24 protein-coding genes are annotated in these 23,927 nt (G+C 70.1%); 13 read left to right on the forward strand and 11 right to left on the reverse strand.

What is annotated here, in order from left to right; all coding sequences use genetic code 11:
• Positions 1-2: 2 nt before the first annotated feature.
• From ACIBH4_RS18895 to ACIBH4_RS18905, 3 genes are all read right to left on the reverse strand, one after another.
• Positions 3-1,319, reverse strand: coding sequence for a sensor histidine kinase (locus tag ACIBH4_RS18895; protein WP_362767786.1), 1,317 nt, complete (start codon positions 1,317-1,319; stop codon positions 3-5).
• Positions 1,277-2,059, reverse strand: a complete 783-nt coding sequence (locus ACIBH4_RS18900; RefSeq protein WP_362504694.1) for an ABC transporter permease — start codon at positions 2,057-2,059, stop codon at positions 1,277-1,279. Before ACIBH4_RS18900 ends, ACIBH4_RS18895 begins: the two co-directional genes overlap by 43 nt.
• Before the next feature lie 107 nt (positions 2,060-2,166).
• Complete coding sequence (locus ACIBH4_RS18905) at positions 2,167-3,009, reverse strand: ABC transporter ATP-binding protein (RefSeq protein ID WP_362504697.1); 843 nt, start codon at positions 3,007-3,009, stop codon at positions 2,167-2,169.
• Between the two features lie 404 nt (positions 3,010-3,413).
• On the opposite strand from ACIBH4_RS18905, the gene ACIBH4_RS18910 reads away from it, so the two are divergent.
• Complete coding sequence (locus tag ACIBH4_RS18910) at positions 3,414-3,575, forward strand: DUF397 domain-containing protein (protein ID WP_362505120.1); 162 nt, start codon at positions 3,414-3,416, stop codon at positions 3,573-3,575.
• A 56-nt stretch (positions 3,576-3,631) separates the two neighbouring features.
• Here ACIBH4_RS18910 and nucS read toward each other — a convergent pair whose 3' ends face one another.
• The 4 genes from nucS to ACIBH4_RS18930 form a co-directional block, all read right to left on the reverse strand.
• Positions 3,632-4,291, reverse strand: a complete 660-nt coding sequence (gene nucS, locus ACIBH4_RS18915; RefSeq protein WP_362504700.1) for an endonuclease NucS — start codon at positions 4,289-4,291, stop codon at positions 3,632-3,634.
• A gap of 145 nt (positions 4,292-4,436) precedes the next feature.
• Positions 4,437-5,591: an ABC transporter permease gene (locus ACIBH4_RS18920; protein ID WP_362504703.1), complete on the reverse strand. Its 1,155-nt coding sequence runs from the start codon at positions 5,589-5,591 to the stop codon at positions 4,437-4,439.
• Positions 5,588-6,466: an ATP-binding cassette domain-containing protein gene (locus ACIBH4_RS18925; protein ID WP_362504706.1), complete on the reverse strand. Its 879-nt coding sequence runs from the start codon at positions 6,464-6,466 to the stop codon at positions 5,588-5,590. The genes ACIBH4_RS18920 and ACIBH4_RS18925 overlap by 4 nt, the downstream gene beginning before the upstream one ends.
• Positions 6,466-6,855 carry a transcriptional regulator gene (locus tag ACIBH4_RS18930; protein ID WP_362504708.1) on the reverse strand — a complete coding sequence of 130 codons (390 nt, stop codon included), beginning with the start codon at positions 6,853-6,855 and terminating at the stop codon, positions 6,466-6,468. Before ACIBH4_RS18930 ends, ACIBH4_RS18925 begins: the two co-directional genes overlap by 1 nt.
• Before the next feature lie 283 nt (positions 6,856-7,138).
• Between ACIBH4_RS18930 and ACIBH4_RS18935 the strand changes: the two genes are divergently transcribed.
• Both ACIBH4_RS18935 and ACIBH4_RS18940 read left to right on the forward strand, forming a co-directional pair.
• On the forward strand, positions 7,139-7,459 hold the full coding sequence (locus tag ACIBH4_RS18935) for an ATP/GTP-binding protein (protein ID WP_362504711.1): 321 nt from the start codon (positions 7,139-7,141) through the stop codon (positions 7,457-7,459).
• 108 nt (positions 7,460-7,567) lie between these two features.
• Entirely contained in the window at positions 7,568-8,281 is a 714-nt protein-coding gene (locus tag ACIBH4_RS18940; protein WP_362504714.1) for an alpha/beta hydrolase, read from the forward strand.
• A gap of 230 nt (positions 8,282-8,511) precedes the next feature.
• Here the strand turns inward: ACIBH4_RS18940 and ACIBH4_RS18945 are convergent, their stop codons facing one another.
• Both ACIBH4_RS18945 and mce read right to left on the reverse strand, forming a co-directional pair.
• Positions 8,512-9,792 (reverse strand): DivIVA domain-containing protein, encoded by a 1,281-nt coding sequence (locus tag ACIBH4_RS18945; protein WP_362504717.1) that lies wholly within the window; start codon positions 9,790-9,792, stop codon positions 8,512-8,514.
• 157 nt (positions 9,793-9,949) lie between these two features.
• The gene (gene mce, locus ACIBH4_RS18950; RefSeq protein ID WP_362504720.1) at positions 9,950-10,411 is read right to left on the reverse strand and encodes a methylmalonyl-CoA epimerase; all 462 of its coding nucleotides are present in this window, start codon (positions 10,409-10,411) and stop codon (positions 9,950-9,952) included.
• Positions 10,412-10,494: 83 nt separating this feature from the next.
• Between mce and ACIBH4_RS18955 the strand changes: the two genes are divergently transcribed.
• Both ACIBH4_RS18955 and meaB read left to right on the forward strand, forming a co-directional pair.
• Complete coding sequence (locus ACIBH4_RS18955; protein WP_362767783.1) at positions 10,495-11,682, forward strand: acetyl-CoA C-acetyltransferase; 1,188 nt, start codon at positions 10,495-10,497, stop codon at positions 11,680-11,682.
• On the forward strand, positions 11,679-12,623 hold the full coding sequence (gene meaB, locus ACIBH4_RS18960; RefSeq protein WP_362504726.1) for a methylmalonyl Co-A mutase-associated GTPase MeaB: 945 nt from the start codon (positions 11,679-11,681) through the stop codon (positions 12,621-12,623). The genes ACIBH4_RS18955 and meaB overlap by 4 nt, the downstream gene beginning before the upstream one ends.
• 132 nt (positions 12,624-12,755) lie before the next feature.
• Here the strand turns inward: meaB and ACIBH4_RS18965 are convergent, their stop codons facing one another.
• Both ACIBH4_RS18965 and ACIBH4_RS18970 read right to left on the reverse strand, forming a co-directional pair.
• Entirely contained in the window at positions 12,756-13,433 is a 678-nt protein-coding gene (locus ACIBH4_RS18965; RefSeq protein WP_362504728.1) for a DUF4230 domain-containing protein, read from the reverse strand.
• A gap of 55 nt (positions 13,434-13,488) precedes the next feature.
• The gene (locus tag ACIBH4_RS18970) at positions 13,489-14,904 is read right to left on the reverse strand and encodes a hypothetical protein (protein WP_362504731.1); all 1,416 of its coding nucleotides are present in this window, start codon (positions 14,902-14,904) and stop codon (positions 13,489-13,491) included.
• Between the two features lie 291 nt (positions 14,905-15,195).
• Between ACIBH4_RS18970 and ACIBH4_RS18975 the strand changes: the two genes are divergently transcribed.
• From ACIBH4_RS18975 to ACIBH4_RS19010, 8 genes are all read left to right on the forward strand, one after another.
• Positions 15,196-15,729, forward strand: coding sequence for a MarR family transcriptional regulator (locus tag ACIBH4_RS18975; RefSeq protein ID WP_362504734.1), 534 nt, complete (start codon positions 15,196-15,198; stop codon positions 15,727-15,729).
• 355 nt (positions 15,730-16,084) lie between these two features.
• Positions 16,085-17,752, forward strand: coding sequence for a methylmalonyl-CoA mutase family protein (locus ACIBH4_RS18980; protein ID WP_362767780.1), 1,668 nt, complete (start codon positions 16,085-16,087; stop codon positions 17,750-17,752).
• A 46-nt stretch (positions 17,753-17,798) separates the two neighbouring features.
• Positions 17,799-18,737: a tetratricopeptide repeat protein gene (locus ACIBH4_RS18985; RefSeq protein ID WP_362504740.1), complete on the forward strand. Its 939-nt coding sequence runs from the start codon at positions 17,799-17,801 to the stop codon at positions 18,735-18,737.
• Between the two features lie 177 nt (positions 18,738-18,914).
• A complete protein-coding gene (locus tag ACIBH4_RS18990; protein ID WP_362505123.1) occupies positions 18,915-20,327 on the forward strand; it encodes an NAD-dependent malic enzyme in 1,413 nt (470 codons plus the stop codon).
• A gap of 186 nt (positions 20,328-20,513) precedes the next feature.
• Positions 20,514-21,092, forward strand: coding sequence for a YqgE/AlgH family protein (locus ACIBH4_RS18995; protein ID WP_329091052.1), 579 nt, complete (start codon positions 20,514-20,516; stop codon positions 21,090-21,092).
• A gap of 171 nt (positions 21,093-21,263) precedes the next feature.
• Positions 21,264-21,515, forward strand: a complete 252-nt coding sequence (locus tag ACIBH4_RS19000; RefSeq protein WP_362504743.1) for a DUF3039 domain-containing protein — start codon at positions 21,264-21,266, stop codon at positions 21,513-21,515.
• A gap of 243 nt (positions 21,516-21,758) precedes the next feature.
• Positions 21,759-22,523 carry a zinc metalloprotease gene (locus tag ACIBH4_RS19005; protein WP_362504746.1) on the forward strand — a complete coding sequence of 255 codons (765 nt, stop codon included), beginning with the start codon at positions 21,759-21,761 and terminating at the stop codon, positions 22,521-22,523.
• Positions 22,520-23,905, forward strand: a complete 1,386-nt coding sequence (locus tag ACIBH4_RS19010; RefSeq protein WP_362504749.1) for an MFS transporter — start codon at positions 22,520-22,522, stop codon at positions 23,903-23,905. The genes ACIBH4_RS19005 and ACIBH4_RS19010 overlap by 4 nt, the downstream gene beginning before the upstream one ends.
• The last annotated feature ends 22 nt before the right edge of the window (positions 23,906-23,927 follow it).

Genomic DNA, 23,927 nt, shown 5'->3' on the forward strand with positions numbered 1-23,927 from the left:
TGTCACCCCTCCTGGCCGGGACGGCCGGTGCCGTCGCTTCGGCCGGTTCGGCCGACGGGGAGAGCGGGCCGTTCCGGGGAGTCGTCGGCGGTGAGCGCGGGCCGGTCGGTGGGGACGACCACCTCGAGCACCGTCCCCTCGCCGGGGAGTCCCCTCACGGTGAGGGTCCCGCCGACCTGCTCGACGCGGGCGCGCATGCCCCGCAGGCCGTACCCCTCGCCGCCGGACGGCTCGAAACCGCGTCCGTCGTCGCGTAGCTCCAGCCGTACGGAGCCGTCGCGGTAGGCGATCGAGACCGCGACGGATTCCGCGTCCGCGTGCTTGCGCACGTTGGCCAGCCCTTCCTGGGCGGCGCGGACGAGCACCACCTCGGCCGAAGCGCTCAGCGGCCGGGACCCTCCGTACACCTCGAACCCGACGGACAGGCTCGTCTCCTCGCCGAAGCGGTTCGTCAGCCGCCGCAGTGCCTCGTCCAGGGTCGAGCCGTCCAGCGGCGCCGGGCTCAGCGTGGTGACCAGCAGGCGGGCCTCGGTGAGGTTCTCCCGTGCCGTCCGCATGGCCAGCGCCAGGTGGCGGGACGGGTCGGGCTGTGCCTCGGCCGCCTGGAGCAGCATGATGATGCTGGTGAACCCCTGCGCCAGGGTGTCGTGGATCTCCCCGGCGAGCCGTTCGCGTTCCGCCTGCGCCCCGCGCTCGGCCGAGAGCCTGGACACCTTCGCCCGGCTGCTCTCCAGCTCCTCGATGAGCGCGGCCCGCTCCTCGCTCTGCCGGGTGATTCGCTCCATCCAGATGCCGAACGTGGCGGAGAAGAAGACGACGATCGTGGCGACCACCAGGAAGTTGAACGGCTCCGCCTCCTCGACCAGGAACAGGTAGCGGATCATCGGGGGGAGATTCAGCGCGGTCACGGCGATCATCGCCCGCCTGGCGGGGAAGACCATGAAACACTGCGGGCAGAGCCCGAACAGGGCGAATGTCGCGTACGACGCGGTGAGTCCCGGGGGAGTGAACAGCGCGACCAGCAGACCGATGTAGATCGCCCCCCGCAGCCGGTCGCCGCGGATGATCGCCGGACGGCCCAGCAGGACATAGAGCGGCAGGATCGCGCCCAGGCAGCTCGCCACGATCACCTTCTCGCGCACGGGCACGTCGACGGTGAGCGCGGTCCAGATGGTCAGGAGGAGCCCGAGGGTCAGAAGCAACTCCCAGCCGCGCAGCGACTCCCACGCGTGGGGATCGGCCCTTCGGGCGGGGGACTCGGTGTGGTCGGCGAGACTCACCCGTCTCGGCGGCTCTTCCAGCGGAACGTCATCAGGCACAGCACCAGTCCTCCGACCGCCCAGGCTCCCAGGACCAAAGCGACCCGGTCGAGTTCGTACGAGTTCGCGACTTCAAGTGTGGCACCGGCGTCCCCCAGGAAGACCGACCGGAAGCCCTGGCACATCCATTTGAGCGGGAAGAGCGAGGCGATGTTCACCAGCCAGGACGGCAGCTGCCCGATGGGGATGAACACCCCGGAGATGAACTGCAGCACCACGAACGGCATCGCAACCACCGCGCCGGCGCTCTTGGCCGACCGGGGCAGGCTGCTGATCGCGACACCGAGCAGGGACGAGCCGAGCACGCCGAGGACGAACACCCAGGTGAAGGTCACCCACCGGAACGCCTCCGACGGCAGCTCCAGGCCGAACAGCGCGACCCCGATCGCGAGCAGGATGACGACCTGCAGGAAGGAGACGAACAGGGTGTTGAGGGCCTTGCCCACGAAGTAGGAGGTGCGCGGCAGCGGGGTGCCCGCCAGCCGTTTGAGCGTGCCGTCGTCGCGGTCCATCGCGATGTTGATCCCGAGGTTCTGGAATCCCGTCATCGCGGCGGTCCCGATGAGCCCGGCCACATACAGCTGGGAGACGGTGAGGCCGATCCCCTCCATCTCGCTGGAGAAGATCGAGCCGAAGAGCACCAGCATGATGATCGGGAAGGCGAAGGTGAAGATCACCGCGTCCCGTTCGCGGAAGAACATCCTGTTCTCGACGACCGTCCGTGACAGCCCCAGTCGCATCACGGAAGGTTGCCCGGCGGACGAGGCCGGGGCGGAAGGTCGGGCAAGGGTCTGGCTCATCTGGTTGGTCACCTCGGGGGATCGGTTGACACTCGTACGGGAGGCGATCAGGCGGAGGGCTCGATGAGGCGGAGGTAGACGTCCTCCAGGCTGGGACGGGTCACGGCCAGTTCGGGGACCTCTCCGTCGAAGCGGCGGGTCAGCTCCAGCACGGTCCTGGTCGGCGTGTCCGTCTCCAGAAAGTGACGCTCACCCGCGTCGGACCAGCTCACCAGGGCCTTGGCGGTGGCCCTGCCGCCCAGCGTCTTCGGCTCGCCCTCGGCCACGATCCGTCCCCCGGCGACCACCGCCACCCGGTTGGCGAGCGCTTCGGCCTCGTCCAGGTAGTGGGTCGTCAGCACGATCGTGGTGCCGTCGCGGGCCAGGCTCTCGATCAGCTCCCAGAACCGCCTGCGCGCCTCCGGGTCGAACCCGGTGGTCGGCTCGTCCAGGAAGAGCAGCTCCGGGTCGCCGATCACCCCCAGCGCGACGTCGACCCGGCGCCGCTGCCCGCCCGAGAGCTTCCGGATGCGCTGGTCGGCCTTCTCGGTAAGCCCGACCTGCTCGATCACCTCGTCCGGGTCCTTGGCACCGGGGTAGTAGTTTGCAAAATGCCGCACGGTCTCCCGCACGGTCGCCTCGGCCACGTCGTTGGCCGTCTGCAGCACGATGCCGATCCGCGAGCGCCACGCGCGGGTGGGCCTGCCGGGATCGACCCCCAGGACGCTCACCTCCCCGGCGTCCCTGGAGCGGTGCCCTTCCATGATCTCCACCATGGTGGACTTCCCCGCCCCGTTCGGGCCGAGGATCGCGAACACCTCACCCGCGCGGATGTCGAGATCGACCCCTCCGACGGCCTGAACGTCGCCGTAGCGCTTGGTCAGACCTCTCACTCTTACCGCTGTGTCCATGTCCCAAGCGTCGCGTCCACGCGGTTCTCGCGGTACCGACGTTCGATGGAGCCCCGTGTCCACCGAACGGAGGACACGGGGCTCGTCATTTTTCTCTCGATCGGCGGCATGCCGCGATGGACGGTCGTTTCATGCGCTCGGTTTCAGGACGGATGATCCGGATGTGGTTCACATCGAGCGCGCCACCGGCATCCCGTGTTTGAAGAGCGATTCAGAATGCGCAGGATATCCGCTGATATTCGGCCGTTTGCGGGCAGCCGTATTGCTCATCGAAACTTCAATAACGCCTATCCGAAAAGGTGGCCGAGCTTGAGTGGCGAGCGTGGGAGAAGGGAGGCGGAAATGTCGATCAATGATCGACCGGTGACCCCGTCGGGTGCCGAGTGGCGCGAGAGCGCGCGGTAATGGCCAGGGTGGCGCCTGCGTCGAGATGGCGCGGAAACCCGCCCGGTGTCATCGCCGTGCGCGACAGCGAGGATCCGAACGACCTCGCCCTGGTCCTCGCACCCGAAAAGTGGTCGGCGTTCCCGGGCGGAGCGCCGGACGAGGAACTCGGCGCGCCGTAACGGGGGCCGGATTCCGTTTCGTACGTCTCCTGCGGGCCCCGGCGGCACTCAGGTTGTCAGAACAGGGTGTCCTCGCGCTCGATGCCGCGCAGCTCGTCGTAGTCGAGGGTGACGCAGCGGATACCGCGGTCCTCGGCCAGGGTCTTGGCCTGGGGCGCGATGCTCTGGGCGGCGAGGATTCCGGAGACCGGGGCGAGCAGGGGGTCGCGGTTCATCAGCTCCAGATAGCGGGTGAGCTGTTCCACGGCGTCGATGCCCGCGCGTCGCTTGAGCTCCACGGCGACGGACGCGCCCGTGTTGTCGCGGCAGAGAATGTCGACGGGGCCGATGGCCGTCATGTATTCGCGGCGGACGAGCGTCCAGCCCGCGCCCAGGGTGGTGATGTGCTCGGCGAGCAGCTCCTGCAGGTGGGCCTCGACCCCGTCCTTGATCAGGCCCGGGTCCACGCCCAGCTCGTGGCTGGTGTCGTGGATGATCTCCTCCATGGTGAGGACGAGCTTCTCGCCGGTCTTGCCGTGGGTCACCGTCCAGGTGCCCTCCTCCTCGCGGAGCTTGCACGGCGGGTTCATCCAGTTCAGCGGCTTGAAGGCCCGGTCGTCGGCATGGATCGAGACGCTGCTGTCGGCCTTGATGAGGATGAGCCGGGGTGCCATCGGAAGATGGGCGGTGAGTTTCCCGACGTAATCCACGCTGCACCGAGCTATGACCAGACGCATGACCGAACCCTATCGGCACGAAGGGACCTCGGTCCCCGTGATCCACACGGACGCCCGTCGGCCCCGGCGGCGGTCCGTTGGCGGTTGGGGCGTGACTCCCCGGTCGTACGAGAGTCGTACGAGATCGGGGAGTCACACCGAGGGGTCAGCGCACCGCCTCGGAGAGCTTGACGCGGGCGCCCGTGCGCAGGACCGCGCGGCTGTAGATGCGGGCGCCGAGCATGAGGGTGCCCACCGTCGCGAGGAGCATCAGGACCGCCGCCAGGGCGATCTCCCAGGCGGACACCTCGCCTCCGGCCATCCGGACCGGCATGACCATCGAGGAGAACGGCGGCACCAGCGAGAGGATCCTGGCCACCGGGCTGCTCGGCTGGACCGCCGCGAAGTAGGCCACCAGGTAGGTGACCATCATGAGCATCGTCATCGGGGTGAGGACGCTGTTCGCGTCCTCCTGCCTGGACACCAGAGACCCGAGCGCCGCCGCCATCGCGGCGAAGAAGGCGTATCCGAGGACGAACCAGAACAGCGCGCTGACCACGATGCCCGTCATCCCCGGGGGCAGGTCGGCCGCGAGACCGGTCGCCGCCGCCGCGCCGAGACCGGCCACGATGATCACGACCATGTTGGCGAGCGCGAGCGCGCCCAGCCCCACGATCTTGCCGCCGAGCAGCTGCCAGGGACGGACCGAGGTGAGCAGGATCTCCACGATCCGGCTGCCCTTCTCCTCGACCACGCCCATGGCGACGTACATGGAGGAGTAGATGAGCAGGAAGAACAGCACCATGACCAGCAGGGACGCGACGCCCACCCGCACGCCCGCGTAGCGGGTGTCGGCTCCGATGGAGACCTGCTCCAGAGGGGCGACCCGCATCGCCTCCGCCACCTTGGCCGGGTCCAGGCCCGCCTCGCCCAGCCGCCTCTCGGTCTGGGCGGCCTGGTTCGCGCTCTCCAGCAGCAGACCGAGGTCGCGGTCCACCTCGCCGTCGGCGAGCACCTTGCGGCCGTCCACCACGGCGGCGTCGACGTCGCCCGCGGTGACCGCGGCGCTCGCGGCGGCCTCGTCGGAGAACTCCCTGACGGTGAGCTCCACGTCCTTGGCCGCGCCGGTCAGGGCCGGCCGCAGCGCCTGCGACTGCGCCCCGGCGAGCCCCACGGTGTAGGAGTCGGGCCCGGAGAAGAGCCTGGGCAGGAACGCCAGTGCCGCGACCAGCACGGCGCTGACCACGAGCCCGATGACGAACGCCTTCGTACGGCCGCGCGTGACGATCTCCCGCCGCGCGACCAGCCACAACCCGTTCACGCGACGGCCTCCCTGAAGATCTCGGTGAGTGTGGGGCGCTGCCACCCGAAGTGCTCGACCCTTCCGGCCTTGACCGCGAGGCGCAGGATCTCCTGGTCGTCGCCGTCGACGCCCGCGACGAGGACCTCGTCGCCCTTCTCGACGACCTCTCCCGGCAGGGACGTGGCCCAGCCGGGAGAGGCGTCCCTGACGACCACCCTGAGCAGGCCGCGTCCCTCACGGTCGCGCAGCTCCTCGACCGTTCCGCTCGCCACCATGCGACCGGAGGAGATGATGCCGACCGAGTCGCAGAGCCGTTCGACGAGGTCCAGCTGGTGACTGGAGAAGAGCACGGGAACGCCCGCGGCGCGCCGCTCGGCGAGCACCTCGGCGAGCGAGTCGACGGCGAGCGGGTCGAGCCCGGAGAAGGGCTCGTCGAGGACGAGCGCCTCGGGATCGTGCACCAGCGCCACCGCGAGCTGCACGCGCTGCTGGTTGCCCAGGGAGAGCGCGTCCACCGCGTCGTTCGCGCGCTCGGTGAGCGAGAGACGTTCGAGCAGGTCGCCGGTGGCCTTCTTCGCCCCGCTCGCGGTCAGGCCGCTGAGCCTGCCGAAGTATTCGACCTGCTCGGCGACCTTCATCTTCTGGTACAGACCGCGCTCCTCCGGCATGTAGCCGAACCGGCGCCGATCGTCGAACGTCAGCGCCTTGCCGTCGCGGCGCACGGAGCCCGAGTCGGCGGTCAGCACGCCCATCAGGATGCGCATCGTGGTGGTCTTGCCCGCCCCGTTGGCTCCGACGAAGCCAAACATCTCGCCGGGTTTCACGGAGAACGTCACGCCGTCCAGGGCGGTCTTGTCGCCGTACCGTTTGTGCAGGTCGTCTATCTCGATCATTAGGGGGATCCCTCGGTGAGACGTCTCAACACGGAGACGTAGTCATGAAACGCCTGGCGGCCCTCATCGGTGATGGCGAGCCAGGTGCGTGGGCGCTTACCCACGAAGGCCTTCTCCACCTTCACGTAGCCGGCCTCCTCCAGGGTGATGACGTGCTTGGAGAGCAACGAGTCGCTGACCTCGATCGTGTCGCGCAGGAAGCGGAACTCGGCCTTGTCGGTGACCGAGAGGGCGGCCATGATCGACAACCGGACGGGCGCGTGGATGACGTCGTCGAGGCCGTGCCGGAGGTGTGAGCCCGTGCCGCGCGTCGCCCTGCCCGCGCCGTCGCCCGCCGGGCTCGTGTGCCCCGCCTCCTTCGCGCCGCCCGGGACGTGGGGCTCGCTCACCGCTCCGCCCGTGTCAGCTCATCCTTCACGACTCCTCCACTGCTCATGCGCTCAAACGGTACTTGTTACTCAACTCTGGTTCAAGTACTTTCTGTCCGCTCTTTGGCTACCTGCCCGGCTTTTGGGGTAGCCGGTACCTCTCTGGGAGACTGTTGTGACGCCGGAGTGGCGGTTCGCCAGGTGGGCGACCCGGTGGGCGGGGTGGGAGAGCGATGACGAGCACTTGTCGGGCGGCGCAGGCGGTCGAAAGGACCGTGACGGCCGGCCTCGGCGCGACGGGCTCGTGAGCCCCCGCAAGGCCCGCCGCGCCGACCCCTTCGACCGGGGCGGCAAGCGGGGCCTCGCCCGTCCCGTCGGGGGCTCCGTGCCCGGCGTCGACCGTACCGAGGAGTGGCCCGACGGTGACTGGCAGGTGCGCCGGGTCACCGGTGGCACGGCGGACAAGGTCTACCGTTGCCCCGGATGCGACCAGGAGATCAGGCCAGGACTGCCGCACCTGGTCAGCTGGCCCGCCTGGCAGGGCGGGGAGGACGAGCGCAGGCACTGGCACACCGCGTGCTGGCGCAACCGGGTCAGGCGCGGACCCGGCAGGAGCAGATACTGACCGGCGCCGACGCGGACCGGCCACCACTGACAACGACCGGCCACGACTGACCACCATCGGCTACGACCGGCGCCGACGCGGACCGGTAGGGCGAATTCGAGGAGAGACATGGAGATTCGGGCCTCTACGGTGCTGCCCGCGCGCAGGGAGCCGATCGAGCTGCACACCGGCGACGGTCTGACACTCGTCGGTGAGCTCGCCCTTCCCGCCGACCGTCCCCCGGTGGCCACGCTGGTCTGCCTGCATCCGCTGCCCACCCATGGCGGCATGATGGACAGCCACGTCTACAAGAAGGCCGCCAACCGGCTGCCCGCCCTCGCCGACCTGGCCGTGCTGCGTTTCAACACGCGCGGCACCACCTCGGAGCGGGGCACCTCCCAGGGAGCCTTCGGCGCCGGCGAGGACGAGCGCATGGACGTCGCCGCGGCCCTGGAGTACGCCGACTTCCACGACCTGCCCCGGGTCTGGCTGCTCGGCTGGTCCTTCGGCACCGAACTGGCGCTCAAGTGGGGGCACGACCCGCTGGTGGAGGGGGCGATCCTGCTCTCCCCGCCGCTGCACCGGGCCACCGACGCCGACCTCGACGCGTGGGCGGAGTTCGGGCGCCCGCTGACCGCGCTGATCCCGGAGTTCGACGACTACCTGCGCCCCGAGCAGGCTCGTGAACGCTTCGCCAGGGTGCCCCAGGCCGAGGTCGTCGGGGTGGACGACGCCAAGCACCTGTGGGTCGGCGAGCCGTACGTGCGCATCGTCCTCGACCAGATCGTCCTGCGGGTGAATCCGGCGGCCCACCCCCTGCCCACCGAGGTTCCCGGATCGTAGGAGCCCCGCCGGTTCGGACGGACCTCCGACGGGGTCCTCGTGGCCGTATCGCCGGTGAGTCCCGTTCGCCGACGTCGGGGCACCACGAGGTCTTGCCCTCCGGGCCTGCCGGAATGCCCGCGTGATCCGGGCGGTGAGAAGGAGAGCGAGACAGGAAGAGAGCCTGGCGACCGTGAAGGTCGCCAGGCTCTCGCCGTAGCCGTCGCGAACGCCCCGGAGTCAGCGGCCGCCTATTCCTGCCACCACTCCGCGTCGTCGTCCTTCGTCTCGGTCCTCGCGGGCGCGGGAACTGGCTTCTCGGCGCCGTTGGCGGCGGGGATGGCCGGCTTCGGCGGTGCCGCGGCGATCGCGGGCTCCGGGTCGGCGGCCGGGAGCGGTGCGCCACCGAGCAGCTGGCGCAGCTGCGCGAGGTGGCTGGTGATGCTGTCGCGCTGGCGGGTCAGCTCGTCGACCTGGCGCTGGGCGACCGAGCGGCTGCGCTCGGACTCCGCCTTGGCCTCGGAGACGATGGACTCGGCGCTCGCCTTGGCCTCGGAGACGACCTGGTCGGCGTTCTTGCGCGCGTTGGCCAGCAGCTGCTTGGCGTGCGTGTCGGCCTCGCGACGGGTCTGCTCGGCCTGCTGCGTGGCCTTGGTGGCGCGCTGCTCGGCGGTGGCCGCGCGCTGCTCGGCGGTGGCGGTCAGCTGCTGGGCCGCGGCCTGCGCGTTGGCGTGGCGCTCGGCCTCCTGGCGCTCGGCCTCCTCGCGACGGGCGGCGAGCTGGATCTCGAACTCCGCCTCGTCCTGTGCCCGCTTCGCCTCGGACTCCTCAAGCACCCTCTGGGCCTGGGCGCGCATCTCGTCGGCCTGGCGCTTGGCGGTGGTGAGGACCTCGTCGCGCTCGCGCTTGGTCGAGGCGCGCAGCTGGGCCACCTCGCGCTCGGTGGTGGTGCGCAGCTTGGCGATCTCGCGCTCGGAGTCGGCGCGCTTCTCCGCCACCTCGTGGTCGGCGGTGGCGCGCAGCTTGGAGACCTCGCGCTCGGTGGTGGCGGTCAGCTCGTCGGCCTCGCGGCGGGCGGTCGAGCGGATCTCCTCAGCCTCGCGCTCCGCGCTGGTGCGCATCTCGTCGGCCTCGCGGGTGGCGAGGGCGCGCTTCTCGGCCGCCTCGTTCTCCGCGGCGGCGCGCAGGTCGGCGGCCTCGACCTTGGACGCCGCCTTGATCTCGTTCGCCTCGGACCTCGCGGCCTGGACCAGCTCGGTCGCCTGCTCCTCCGCCAGGCGGAGGAGCTGCTCGATCCGGGCGCCGAGCCCGGAGTAGGTCGGCCGCTCCTGCTCCTGGAGCTGACGCTGTGAGTCGGACAGCTCCCGCTGCAGGCCCTGGACCTGTTCCCGGGACTGCCGGAGCTCGCCGTCGATCTGCTTCAGATGGTCGTGGACCTGGTGCCGGTCATAGCCACGAAGCACCACGTCGAATTCCCGAGCGGGGGCGTCTTCAAAGAAATTGTTGAGCTGGGCATCGATGTCGGACTGCATGGAGGCTCGATCCTGGGTTGTCGAGACGGCTACACGGGCCGGACGGGGGTTTCAGGCATCCGAAGCGGGAGCCGGGGCGGGATCCACGTCCGGTGGTACGCCAGCGTACTCCGCCGTTGCCGAGTTGGCGGTCTCGTCCGACTTTATGCGCGACTTGTTACGTATCAGCGTTTCTTGCATTCGGTGTGGCCTTGGCTTGCCTTTCCGGGGCCTGTACGAGTTCGGTGAGCATTCCCCCGACGTCTTTGGGGTGAAGAAAGGCGATGGAAGAGTCCATGGAGCCGTGGCGCGGTCGCTCGTCGAGCAGCCGGACCCCCTTGCCGCCGATCTTGTCCATCGCCTGCACGACGTCCGGGACGCCGAAGGCGACATGATGAACACCTTCCCCGCGCTTCGCGAGAAATTTGCCGACCGGCGTGTCGGGGCCGAGCGGTTCGAGAAGCTGGATATAAGATCCACCGCCTTCGCCGTCGGCGATGCGCAGCATCGCCTCCTTCACTCCCTGCTCGATGTTCACCTCGCGGGCCACCACCGTGAGCTCGAAGGTCTGCTCGAAAAAAGCGATCTTCTCCTCAAGGTCGTGGCAGGCGATTCCTACATGATCGATGCGCATGAACATGGGTCCATCCTCCATGGGCTCGCCGAAGTACTCATGGGTATGGTGGCAAAGTCGCTCCAAGTCCCGTCAGGGAGGCCCCACTTATGTCTGGTTCCGTCATCGTCGCCGGAGCTCGTACCCCCGTCGGACGGCTGCTCGGTTCGCTGTCCGGCCTGTCGGCCGCCGAACTCGGCGGCATCGCCATCAAGGCCGCGCTGGAGCGTTCCGGCGTCGCCCCCGACGCCGTGCAGTACGTGATCATGGGGCAGGTGCTCCAGGCGGGTGCCGGTCAGGTCCCCTCCCGCCAGGCCGCCGTCAAGGCGGGCATCCCGATGACCGTGCCGTCCCTGACGATCAACAAGGTCTGTCTCTCGGGCCTGGACGCCATCGCCCTGGCCGACCAGCTCATTCGCGCCGGCGAGTTCGACATCGTGGTCGCGGGCGGCATGGAGTCCATGTCGAACGCCCCGCATCTGTTGCCCGGCCTGCGCAGGGGCGTCAAGTACGGCTCCGCGGACATCGTCGACTCGATGGCCTACGACGGCCTCACCGACGCCTACGACCAGGTGGCCATGGGCGAGTCCACCGAGCGGCACAACGCGCGCCTCGGCCTGACCCGCGAGGAGCAGGACGAATACTCCGCGCGCTCCCACGGGCTCGCCGCCGCCGCGATCAAGAACGGGACGCTCGACGACGAGATCGTGCCGGTGTCCATCCCGCAGCGCAAGGGCGAGCCGGTGGTCTTCTCCGCCGACGAGGGGGTACGCGGGGACACCACCGTCGAGGCCCTGTCGCGGCTGCGGCCCGCGTTCACCAAGGACGGCACGATCACCGCCGGATCGGCCTCGCAGATCTCCGACGGCGCCTGCGCGGTGGTCGTGATGTCCAAGGCCAAGGCCGAGGAGCTCGGCCTCGACTGGCTGGCCGAGATCGGCGCCCACGGCAACGTCGCCGGACCCGACAACTCGCTCCAGTCCCAGCCGGCCAACGCGATCAGGCACGCTCTCGCGAAGCAGGGCCTGGAGGTCGGAGACCTCGACCTGCTGGAGATCAACGAGGCCTTCGCGCAGGTCGTCCTCCAGTCGGCCAGGGAACTCGGCGTTCCCCTCGACAGGATCAACGTCAACGGCGGCGGCATCGCCGTCGGCCACCCGATCGGCGCCTCCGGCGCACGCATCGTCCTCACCCTCGCCCACGAGCTCAGGCGCAGGGGCGGCGGCCTCGGGGCGGCGGGCCTCTGCGGTGGCGGCGGGCAGGGCGACGCCCTGATCATCCGCGTACCCTCGGCATGATCGCGGAGGTCTCCGACCTGGTCGCGATGGCGAGGCAGGGAAGGCCGCGGGCCGTGGCCCGGCTGATCTCCATGGTCGAGAACGGCTCCCCGAGGCTGCGGGAGATCACCGAGTTGCTCTGCGCCGACCGGCCGCACCGGGCACGGATCATCGGGCTCACCGGCTCTCCCGGCGTCGGCAAGTCCACCTCGACCGGGATGCTGGTCCACGCGTTCCGTAAGCGGGGCATGCGGGTCGGTGTGCTCGCCGTCGACCCGTCCTCACCGTTCACCGGCGGGGCGCTGCTGGGCGACCGGGTCAGGATGCAGGACCACGCCACCGACCCGGACGTGTTCATCAGGTCGATGGCGAGCCGGGGCCACCTGGGAGGGCTGTCGTGGGCCACGCCCCAGGCGCTGCGCGTCCTGGAGGCGGCCGGTTGCGAGGTCATCCTCGTCGAGACCGTCGGGGTCGGGCAGGCGGAGGTCGACATCGCCTCGCTCGCCGACACCACCGTCGTGTTGCTCGCCCCGGGGATGGGCGACGGCATCCAGGCGGCGAAGGCGGGCATCCTGGAGATCGCCGACGTGTTCGTGGTGAACAAGGCCGACCGCGAGGGCACCCAGGCCACCGTCCGCGAGCTCCGCAACATGATCGCCCTGGTCGAGCGGCCCTGGAGGCCGCCGATCGTACCGACCGTGGCCTCCAGAGGTGAGGGAGGCGAGGAGGTGGTCGACGCCCTCGGCGACCACCTGGCCTATCTGGAGGCGTCGGGCGAGCTCGTCCGGCGCCGCCACGCCAGGGCGAGGGACGAGATCGAGGCGATCGCCCTCACCACCCTGCGCTCCCGCTTCGCCCACCTGCACGGCGACCGGCGCCTCGACGCCCTCGCCACCCGCGTCCTGGACTCAGAGCTCGACCCCTACACCGCGGCGGACGAGCTCCTGGCCGCCACGGGCTGAGCGAGGCCCGCGCGCCTCGGGCACCGAACCGGTCACCGAGACGCGCGGGACCGCGGCCCGGACTTCGGACCCCGTGATCCGGCGGCCGTGGCACATGCCCGATCCAGGGGATCGAGATCACGGCTCCGGGGCTCAGGTCTCGTCGGCGAACTTGACGGTGACCTTCTCGAAGCCGAGGCCCTTCAGCAGGCCCTCAAGCATGATCTTGGTGTTCTGGTCGGCCCGGTTGCGCAGGTCGCTGGCCTGGGCGGCCTCGGCGATCTTCTTCTCGGCGAGCATGTAGAGCTCCCGCTGGTCGGCGGGGGAGGAGGACAGCAGATCCTCGACCCGGTCGAAGAGGCCGCGCTGCTGGGCGTAGACGTACGAGCGCTTGTTGTCGATGTTCGGCTTCTCCAGCTGGGCGCGGGGCAGCTTCATCGTGACCTCGGTGCGGTCGGGGGAGACCGTGAGGGCGTTGCCGGCGATGCCGCCGAAGTCGACGTAGGCGTCGACACCGCCGGCGCCGACGAAGAGGGTCCTGCTGCCCTTGATCGCGTCGGGCAGGAAGGCCGCGTCCTTCTCCAGGTCCACCACGACCTGGAAGTTGCCGGTGGCGGCCTCGAAGCGGCTGAGGTTGTGGATGGACTCCAGCAGCACGGGCTGACTGCGGTCGATCGTCTCCTCACCGAACGGGTTCAGCCACGACCAGGCGAGGCGGGCGCCGACGACGAGAAGGATCACGACGACGAGCAGCCCGGCGAGAAAACGCCAGAAACGCCCGCGGCGCGCCGCAGGGGGCGCCGCGGGCGGAGCTTCTTGGGAGGCTTTCACGGCGCTTTCCTTCCCCGCACGGTGACCTTCTCACGCGGAGCCTATGCCGATCTTCCTACCCCCGGGGAGAGGGGAACGCGCCCCGTTCCGCGAAGGGGGCTCGCCAGGGGCCGGTCGGGGTGATCACTCCGGGGGCGGGGGGAACGCCGGGTGCCTGGTGGACGGTGCCCGGCCGCGGTTCGGGGCCGGTCGAGGCGCCCCCCGCGCCCTGCCCGCTCTGCCCTGTCTGGGAGGTCTGTCCGGCCTGGCCCCCGAAGTGAGTGCTTTGTAGCCGGCAGTCGGTGAAGTCGGCGTAGTGGAGGCGGAGCCAGTCGCGCCGCTGGACGTCCGTGAGGCCGGAGAACCAGGCCGCGGCGTACCGGTGCTCGGGGAGCGGCCCGCCGGGAAGCGGCTCGCCACGCAGCCACGCGGTGACGATGTCGCGGTAACCCGACGCGGGGCCGGAGCCGCACCGGGCGGCCAGGCCGTCGACGAACTCGTCGGCGGCCTTCTCCGCGAAACCGGCCGCCAGGTCGTCGACGTGGATCGCGATCACGCCCGCGGAGGCGGGAGGGCTGTCGCGCCTGGGATGCTGTTCCACCCGGGAGAACTCCCCGGGCGTCCCCGCCAGCCGAGACGCGATCTTGATGAACTCCGAGCCCAGCTCGGGGAGACCGGCGCGCATGCCCGGGTGCACGCACACCATGATCGGCCATTCCTGGCAGCTGTAGACGACCTGCTGGGCGGAGACCGGCTGCGGCTCGGTGAACAGCCTGGCCATGCCGGTCCCGGCGGCGAGCACCGCGATCAGCGCCGCGGCCAGCACCAGGGCCTGGCGCGTCACGACCGCGGCCCAGCCGAGCAGCAGCGCCGAGCTGATCCCCACCAGCCAGAGCGTCTGATCGGTGAACGCCGCCGCGTTCAACCCCTGGAACGGGTCGTACGGCTCCCGCGTGGCGGGGGCGAGCCGGTCACCCCAGGCAGGCCCCTGGCACAGCCAGGTGAACAGGCTGTAGCAGCCGAGCCCGGCGAGGGCCGGTGTGATCGTCCAGGGCATCAGCCAGCCGATCACCCAGCCGATGACGACGTACAGCGCGAGCCCGGCCGCCCCCATCACCAGGCCGCTGGGCAGCAGCCGACCGGCCTGCTCTGTGATCATGGTTCTGACCGCGAGGACCATGACGGTGGCGGTGAACGCGCCTCCCGCCACCACCAGGATCGCGAGTGGTGCCCGTACCGCCTGCCACGGGGTCATCGCCCCCCCGCGCGTTCCGCGCCGTCTGCGCACCGCCACCCAGGCGGCGAACGCGGCCGCCACCGGGCCGGTGAGCCGGAGCGAGCCGATCACCGCGACGACGATGTTCTCCCACGCGCTGACACCGGGAATCAGGACGCTCCACGCCGCGACCACCCCGAGCACGAGCAGGATGGCGACGGCCATCAACCCGCTCTGCTGGAGTTCCTCGCGTGAAACGCCCCTGTGCTCACGCACCGGTGGGCGTGGTGAGAGCCCACGCCGCGTCGGTGTGGTCAAAATCTGTCCGGCGTTCGAACGCCGTTGAGTTGTCGTTCATGAAGCACCCCCCGTGCCGTGAATGTGCGGATGCCGGTCCCCTCGGCACCGGTCCGGCTCGCGTCCCCCGCAGGCCGGACTGAGTCATCGTGGCCACTTGGCCACGGCCTCACCATTCGATGTGGGAACCATAACGGAGCGTGACGTTTGGCGTCCGGGTTCTTGGTGAAGCCATCAGTGCGGTGACTCTACGTATACGGGCGAATCGGGATGAGGCCGCGCTACCGTAGCCCTGTGGTTACAGGTCAGCTGAATCTCCCGTTTGACCCCATCGAACGTGCCGCGGAAACGTGGCGCGTTCACTTCGGGCCCTCCTCGGCCATGGCCGCCGTCACATCGATCATGAGAGCGCACCAGATCCTGCTGTCGCAACTGGACACGCTGCTCAAACCGCATGACTTGACCTTCGCCCGGTACGAGGCGCTGGTGCTGCTCACCTTCAGCAGGACGGGGGCGCTGCCGCTCTCCAAGATCGGTGAGCGTCTCATGGTCCACCCCACGAGTGTGACCAACACCGTGAGCCGTCTGGAACGTGCCGGTCTGGTGCGGCGCCTGCCCAATCCCCGTGACGGCCGGGGCGTGCTCGCCGAGATCACCGATGAGGGCCGCGAGACCGTCGGCCGGGCGACGGCCGACCTGATGGAGGCCGACTTCGCCATGCCGATGTACGAAGAGGCGAAGCTGGAGGAGATGTTCGACCTGTTCAGGACCCTCCGGGTGGCGGCCGGCGACTTTCAGTACTGATGCGACGCTAACGCGTCGCGGTGAGGCCGCTCTTATCCGGCTCCTTCCCTCGTCGAGGGAGGTCGCTCGTTCCTCACGACCTCCCTCTCCTCAGTCCAGTCCCCGGCGCGGCCTCACGGGTGGTCCCGCGATTGGGGACGCTGGGGCGTTGCGGTGAGGTTGTTCTTGTCCGGCTCCTCTCCTTGGTCCAGTCCCCGGCGCGGCCTCACGGGCTGACGGCGACGCTGCGTGTCTCCGGCGGCGGTTCCCGGCGGCGGGCGGTCGCGCGCCTGGCCAAAAATTAGTAGGACGTCCTAGTATCTGGATGAGGCCACAAGCCGGATAAGAAGCCACATGCCATACAAGGGAGTCGGCCATGGACGCTGAGCGAGTCGAGGCGGGGCGGGCGCGCTGGCAGGCGCGCTTCGACGGGGCGCGCAAGCGCGAGGCGGAGTTCCGCACCCTCTCCGGGATCGACGTGGACCCGGTCTACGGCCCCGAGGGCGGCGATCCGCGCATGGAGCGCATCGGCTGGCCGGGGGAGTATCCGTTCACGCGCGGCCTGCACCCCACCGGTTACCGGGGCAAGGCGTGGACCATCCGGCAGTTCGCCGGGTTCGGGAACGCCAAGCAGACCAACGAGCGCTACAAGATGATCCTCGGCGCGGGTGGTGGCGGGCTGAGCGTGGCCTTCGACATGCCGACGCTGATGGGCCGCGACTCCGACGACCCGCGCTCGCTCGGCGAGGTCGGCCACTGCGGTGTGGCGATCGACTCCGCGCTGGACATGGACCTGCTCTTCGACGGCATCCCGCTCGGCGAGACCACCACCTCGATGACGATCAGCGGCCCCGCCGTCCCGATCTTCTGCATGTACGTCGTCGCGGCCGAGCGGCAGGGAGTGCCCGTCGGGAAGCTCAACGGGACCCTGCAGACCGACATCTTCAAGGAGTACATCGCCCAGAAGGAGTGGCTGTTCGCCCCCGAGCCGCACCTGCGGCTCATCGGCGACCTGATGGAGTTCTGCGCCACGGAGATCCCCGCGTACAAGCCGCTCAGCGTCTCCGGCTACCACATCCGCGAGGCCGGGTCCACGGCCGCCCAGGAGCTGGCCTTCACGCTGGCCGACGGGTTCGGCTACGTGGAGCTGGGCCTGTCGCGCGGTTTGGACGTCGACGTCTTCGCCCCCGGCCTGTCCTTCTTCTTCGACGCCCACATCGACTTCTTCGAGGAGATCGCCAAGTTCAGGGCCGCCCGGCGGATCTGGGCGCGGTGGCTGCGCGACGTCTACGGCGCGAAGACCGACAAGGCCCAGTGGCTGCGCTTCCACACCCAGACGGCCGGGGTGTCGCTGACCGCGCAGCAGCCGTACAACAACGTGGTGCGCACCGCGGTCGAGGCGCTCGCGGCGGTGCTCGGCGGCACCAACTCGCTGCACACCAACGCGCTCGACGAGGTCCTCGCGCTGCCCTCGGAGAAGGCGGCCGAGATCGCGCTGCGCACCCAGCAGGTGCTCATGGAGGAGACCGAGATCGTCAACGTCGCCGACCCGCTCGGCGGGTCCTGGTACGTGGAGGCGCTGACCGACCGGCTGGAGGCCGAGGCCGAGGCGATCTTCACGAGGATCAGGGACATGGGCTCGGACGGCACGATGACCTCGGGCATCCTGCGCGGCATCGAGGACGGCTGGTTCATGTCCGAGATCGCCGAGGCGGCCTTCGACTACCAGCGGAAGCTGGAGAAGGGCGAGAAGAGGATCGTCGGGGTGAACTGTCACACGGCCTCCATCGACGAGCCGCTGGAAATCCTCCGGGTCAGCCACGAGGTCGAACGCGAGCAGAACCGCGTCCTGGCCGAGCGCCGGGCCACCCGTGACCAGGCGGCCGTGGACGCCGCCCTCGCCGCGATGACACAGGTCGCGAGGGGGGAGGGCAACATGATCCCCGCCATGCTCGACGCGGCCAGGGTCGAGGCGACGCTGGGCGAGATCTGCGACGCGCTGCGCGACGAATGGGGCGTATACACCGAACCGGCCCGCTTCTAGCGGTGGCGCGTCGGGGCACCGGCCGGGATACGGCAGGATTGGAGTCATGAGCCCAGCGGACTTCACTCGACCCGGATCGCTCTACGGTGCCGTCGATCTCGGCGCTCGCAAGCAGGCACTTGAGGCACAGGCGCGGCGGGAGACCGTCGCGCAGGAAACCGGCGGTGCTCCGGCGCCGGTCATCGACGTCGACGACGCCAACTTCGCGACCGAGGTCGTCGAACGCTCCATGAACGGCCTCGTGCTGCTGGAGCTCACCGTCACCCGTGCCGAGCAGGCCAAGCAGTACAGCGGGCTGCTGGAGAAACTGGCCGCGGAGAACGCCGGCCGGTGGGTCCTGGCGAGGGTCGACGTCGAGCTCAGTCCTCAGATCGCGCAGGCGCTCCGGGTGCAGAACGTGCCCGCCCTGTACGCCATCTTCCAGGGGCAGCCGGTGGCCGTCGTCCCGGGCATCGCCACCGAGCCGCAGCTGCGCGACTGGCTGTCGCAGCTGATGGAGGCGCTTGCCCAGTACCTCCCGCCCCCCGGTGAGGAGGCCGCGGCAGGTGAGGAGCCGCAGCCGCAGGAGCCCCCGGTCGACCCGGACGTGCTCGCCGCCGAGCAGGCGATCGACGCCGGCGACCTCGACGGCGCGGTGGCCGCGTACGAGCGGCTGCTGGCCCGCTCGCCGAACAACCAGGACGCCAAACTGGGCCTGGCCGGGCTCGGCCTGATCCGCCGTACCCAGGACGTCGACCCCGCCGATGTGCAACGCCGCCTGGCCGACCCCGCCGACGTCGAGGCCCAGCTCCTCGCCGCCGACTTCGAGATGCTCTCCGGCGAGGTGGACAAGGCCTTCGACCGGCTCGTCGACGTGGTGCGCCGCACCTCGGGCGCCGACCGTGACACGGCCAGGGTGCACCTGCTCGGGCTGTTCGACACGCTCCCCGGCGACGACCCGTCCATCGGCAGGGCCCGCAGAAACCTGGCCAGCGCCCTGTTCTGAGCGATCGGCGGTTCTCAGAGCCCGGCTCACGTCTCCTCGGCGGGGCCGGGCGGCGTGGAGTATGTCGTAACCGCATCTATATGTGCAGGTCGGCCGACATAGGCGCGCTCACCCGCGATGGGATGGCACGATGGAAGGCATCCCAACCAAAGTCAGTCGCAAAGGAGCGGATTGGCTGTGGCCACCGTGCCGAGTGTGTCGTACTCCATCACCGTGCGTCTGGAGGTGCCCGCGGGCGGCAACGCCGTCAGCCAGCTCACCCACGCCGTAGAGTCCGCCGGAGGTGTGGTCACCGCGCTCGACGTGACCACGGCCGGACATGAAACGCTGCGCATCGACGTCACCTGTGCCGCGCGTGACACCGACCACGCGCAGGCGATCGTCGACAAGCTGGAGGGCGTCGAGGGCGTCGTCATCCACAAGGTCTCTGACCGGACCTTCCTCATGCATCTCGGCGGCAAGATCGAGATGCGGTCGAAGGTGCCGCTGCGCAACCGTGACGAGCTCTCCATGGCCTACACGCCCGGCGTCGCCCGGGTCTCCATGGCGATCGCCCGCAACCCCGAGGACGCCCGCCGCCTCACCATCAAGCGCAACACCGTCGCCGTCGTCACCGACGGCTCGGCGGTGCTCGGCCTGGGCAACATCGGCCCGGCCGCCGCGCTCCCCGTGATGGAGGGCAAGGCCGCGCTGTTCAAGCGGTTCGCCGACATCGACGCCTGGCCGATCTGCCTGGACACCCAGGACGTCGACGAGATCGTGCGCACGGTGCAGATCATCGCCCCCGGCTTCGGCGGCATCAACCTTGAGGACATCTCGGCCCCGCGCTGCTTCGAGGTGGAGCGGCGGCTGCGCGACCTGCTGGACATCCCGGTCTTCCACGACGACCAGCACGGCACCGCGATCTGCGTGCTGGCCGCGCTCACCAACGCGCTGCGCGTGGTCGGCAAGGACCTGGGTGAGGTCCGCATCGCCCTGGCGGGGGCGGGTGCGGCCGGTACGGCGGTGCTGCGCCTGCTGCTCGCGGCCGGTGCCCGCAACGTGGTCGTCTGCGACTACCTGGGCGCCGTGCACCGCGGCCGCCAGGACCTGGACGACTCGCTCCAGTGGATCGCCGACCACACCAACATCGAGGGCTACTCCGGTGACCTGCGCGGCGCGATCAAGGGGGCCGACGTGTTCATCGGCGTGTCCGCGCCCGGCATCCTCAACGGCGACGACATCGCCTCGATGGCCAAGGACGCCGTGGTCTTCGCGCTCGCCAACCCCGAGCCGGAGATCTCGCCCGACGACGCCCGCGAGTATGCCGCCGTGGTCGCCACCGGCCGCTCCGACTACCCGAACCAGATCAACAACGTGCTGGCCTTTCCCGGTGTCTTCCGTGGTCTGCTCGACGCCCAGGCCACCGTGGTCAGCCAGGAGATGCTGCTGGCCGCGGCCAAGGCGCTCGCCGCCGTGGTGACCCCCGAGGAGCTCGGCCCCAACTACATCGTCCCCAGCGTCTTCCACCCGGACGTGTCGGGCGCCGTCGCGGCGGCCGTGCGCGAGTCGGCCGGCGGCCGGGCACGTACGGGCATGACGGAGGCGTGACCGCGCGGTCCATGGGCACGGCGGGGGCGACCGAGGAGGCCTGAAGGCCCTCCTCTCCGCTCCGGCCGTCCTTCTCGTCTCGCGCGGTGCCCTCACATGCGCGTCACGTGACGCTGAGCGGGGTCCGAACCATCGGAACAGCGGGTGGAGCAGCGCGAAAGGGGGTTCACCCCTCATTATGGAGGCATGGCGGAGGCGATCTACGTCGGTGGGCTTCTGGTGGCGACCCCGCAGCTGGAGGATCCCAACTTCCGGCGCAGCGTGGTCCTGGTGCTGGAACACGATCTCGACGGCGGCACCCTGGGCGTAGTGCTCAACAGACCGAGCGACATCTCGGTGACCCAGGTGCTTCCCACCTGGGACACCATGGTCACCGGCCCGTCCGTGCTGTTCCAGGGCGGTCCCGTTCAGACGGACAGCGCCCTCGCGCTGGCCGCCGTCCCGAGCGGGCAGGAACCGCTCGGCTGGCGGCGGCTGCACGCGGGCACCGCGGCCGTCTCCAGGCTCGGCACCGTCGACCTCGACGCGCCGCCGGAGATCCTCGCCGGGGAGATCGCCCAGATGCGCATCTTCGCCGGGTACGCCGGATGGTCGGCGGGGCAGCTGGAGAGCGAGATCGGCGAGGGCGCCTGGTACGTCGTGGACTCCGAGCCAGGCGACACCTTCCACCACGAGCCCGAGTCGCTGTGGCGGGCGGTGCTGCGCCGTCAGAGGGGCGAACTCGCCTACGTGGCCACCTGCCCCGACGACCCCTCGATGAACTAACCCCCCTCTCCGCACCCGCCGTCATGTCCGGACGATCATCGGGATCACCGCCCAGGCGGTCGGAGCCGGCGGCCGATCCCGGGATGTCGCTCCGGCGCCGATGGGTCGTGTTTCGCGCCCGACCGACCGCCGGTGCCCCGGGCGCGACGGTACGGGCATAAAATCGCGAGGGTGAGTACGAAGATTCTCCCTGAGAGCGACGTCCGCCCGGACCTGTCGCACGGCGACGGCGACCACGAGCGCTTCGCCCACTACGTCGAGAAGAACAAGATCATGGAGAGCGCGCTGAGCGGGGCCCCGGTCCGCGCGCTCTGCGGGAAGGTCTGGGTGCCGAACCGCGACCCCCAGAAGTTCCCGGTCTGCCCGGAGTGCAAGGAGATCTACTCGGGACTCCCGAAGGGCGAAGACGGCAACAACGAGTGAGTGTTGCTCATGGGTGATCGCCACAGATGAGGTTACGGTCGGGATGCCGCCGGAGAGCGGCGAACGTCCAGCGCCTGGGATCTGTCGGGGGAGTCCATGTTTCGGCGTGCGATCGCCGTTGTTTCCGCATGCCTGTTCACGGTGGGAGCCTCATCTCCCGTTCCCGCCGTTCCCGGCCGGGCAACCGCCGCCTCCGGGCCACCGGGGTGTGCCCCCGCTCCCTCCAGGTGGGCCGCCCGCTCCGTGGCGCCGCGACACGCGCCCGCGCCGTCCCCCGAGCCCGCAGGCGGGCGGCGTGGGCCGAACCCGCTCAGGCCCGCGCTCCCCATCACCGTGCCCACCTGGGTGCACGTCCTCACCGACGGCAGGCTCGGCGCGCCCGACGCCGCCGTACGCGCCCAGATCGCCACGCTCAACGCCGCCTACTCCGGGGGGCTCGGCGGCGCGGACACCGGGATCCGGTTCAGGCTGGACGGCGTCACCCGTACCGTCAGCGCGACCTGGTTCCGCGAGCCCGTAACCCACGAGCGGGTGATCAAGCGGATGCGCAGGGGCGGCCCCGAGACCCTCAACCTCTATCTCGCCCAGCTCGGCGAGCTGGTGCTCGGCTACTCCACCTATCCCCACGGGTACGCCAAGGAGCCCGCCCTCGACGGGGTGGTCGTCGACTGGCGGAGCCTGCCCGGCGGAGCGATGCGCAGCTTCGACCGGGGATACACCGGGGTCCACGAGATCGGGCACTGGCTCGGGCTGCTGCACACCTTCGAGAAGGGCTGCGAGCCGCCGGGCGACGGCGTGGCCGACACCGAGCCCGAGGGACAGCCCACCGAGGGCTGCCCCCTGGTCAAGGACACCTGCAAGGGCGGCGGGCCCGACCCGATCCACAACTTCATGGACTACTCCGACGACCGCTGCATGTCCGGGTTCACCGTGGGCCAGGCCGTCAGGATGCAGGAGATGTGGGCCGTCTACCGAGGCCGAGGGGCGAACACTACCCTTGACGGGTGACAGCACCGAAGACAGCCGACGCTCCATACGAATCCCCCCGGATTTTCGGTCCCGAGTACCGGACCGCCTCCCTGGGCATTCTGCTCGTCGTCACGCTGATCGCCTTCGAGGGCATGTCCGTGAGCACGGTCATGCCCGCCGTCTCCGCGGACCTCGACGCCCTCGATCTGTACGGGGTGAGCTTCTCGGCCTTCCTCATCGCCGGTCTGCTCGCCAACGTCGTCGCCGGGCTCTGGTCCGACCGGCGGGGGCACGCCTGGCCGTTCCTGCTCGGGGTGGGGCTGTTCACCGCCGGTATGGTCATGGCCGGAGCCGCCGCGTCCAAGGAACTGTTCATCGTCGCGCGGGCCGTACAGGGCCTCGGTGGCGGCGCCGTCGTCGTCGCGATCTACGTGATGATCGCGCGGGTCTACGTCCCGGCGACCAGGCCCCGGATATTCGCCGCGCTCTCGGCGGCCTGGGTACTTCCCGCCCTGATCGGGCCGGGTCTCACCGGGATCATCGCCGAGACCGCGGGATGGAGATGGGTCTTCTACGGCATCGTGCCGCTGGTCGTCCCCGCTCTCGTGATGCTCCTGCCCGCCCTGCGCGTCGGCGGCCCGATGCCCGCGCCCTCCTTCGGACCCCGCTCCAGGCCTTTGGCGATGACCCTGGCCGCCACCGCCACCGCGTGCGGCGGCGGGATCCTGCTGTACGGGGTGGGCCGTCTCCACGAGGCCCCGATATCGGGCGGGATCGCCACCGCCGCGGGGCTCGCCCTCCTCGCCACGGGCCTGCCGAGATTGCTGCCTCCCCGTGCCCTCAGGTTCGGCCGCGGCCTGCCCACCACGGTCATGATGCGCGGGGTGCTCGCCTCGGCGTTCTTCGGGGTCAACGCCTTCATCCCGCTGCTCCTCACCGAGGTGCACGGCTTCTCCGTCGCCGGGGCGGGGGTCGCGCTCACCCTCGGCGCCATAGGCTGGACCACCGGCTCCTACCTGCAGACCCGCCGCTCGTACGACAGGCCGCTGCTGGTGCGGATCGGCGCCGTCGCGATCACCGTGGGCATCCTGACGACCCTGCTCGCGCTCGTGCCCGGGGTCAGCGGCTGGGTCACCGTGCCCGCCTGGGTCATCGCGGGATTCGGCATGGGCATCGGCGTGACCAGCGTCAACGTCACCGCGATGCGTCAGTCGCCCGACGCCGAGCAGGGCGCCAACTCCGCCGCCCTCCAGGTCGTCGACACCCTGGGCAGCGCGATCACCATCGGCTTCGGCGGAGTCCTGGTCAACCTGATCGGCCACGACGACATCGCCACCGGCTACACCACGATCGTCGCCCTCATGGCCTCCATCGGGCTCTTCGGGGTCGTCGTCGCCCGGCGTATGAGGGACATCTCATGACTCATTGGTCACTCCCGTAACA

It is taken from the genome of Streptosporangium sp. NPDC050284 (assembly GCF_044459525.1).
In the GTDB taxonomy this organism is placed as follows: domain Bacteria; phylum Actinomycetota; class Actinomycetes; order Streptosporangiales; family Streptosporangiaceae; genus Streptosporangium.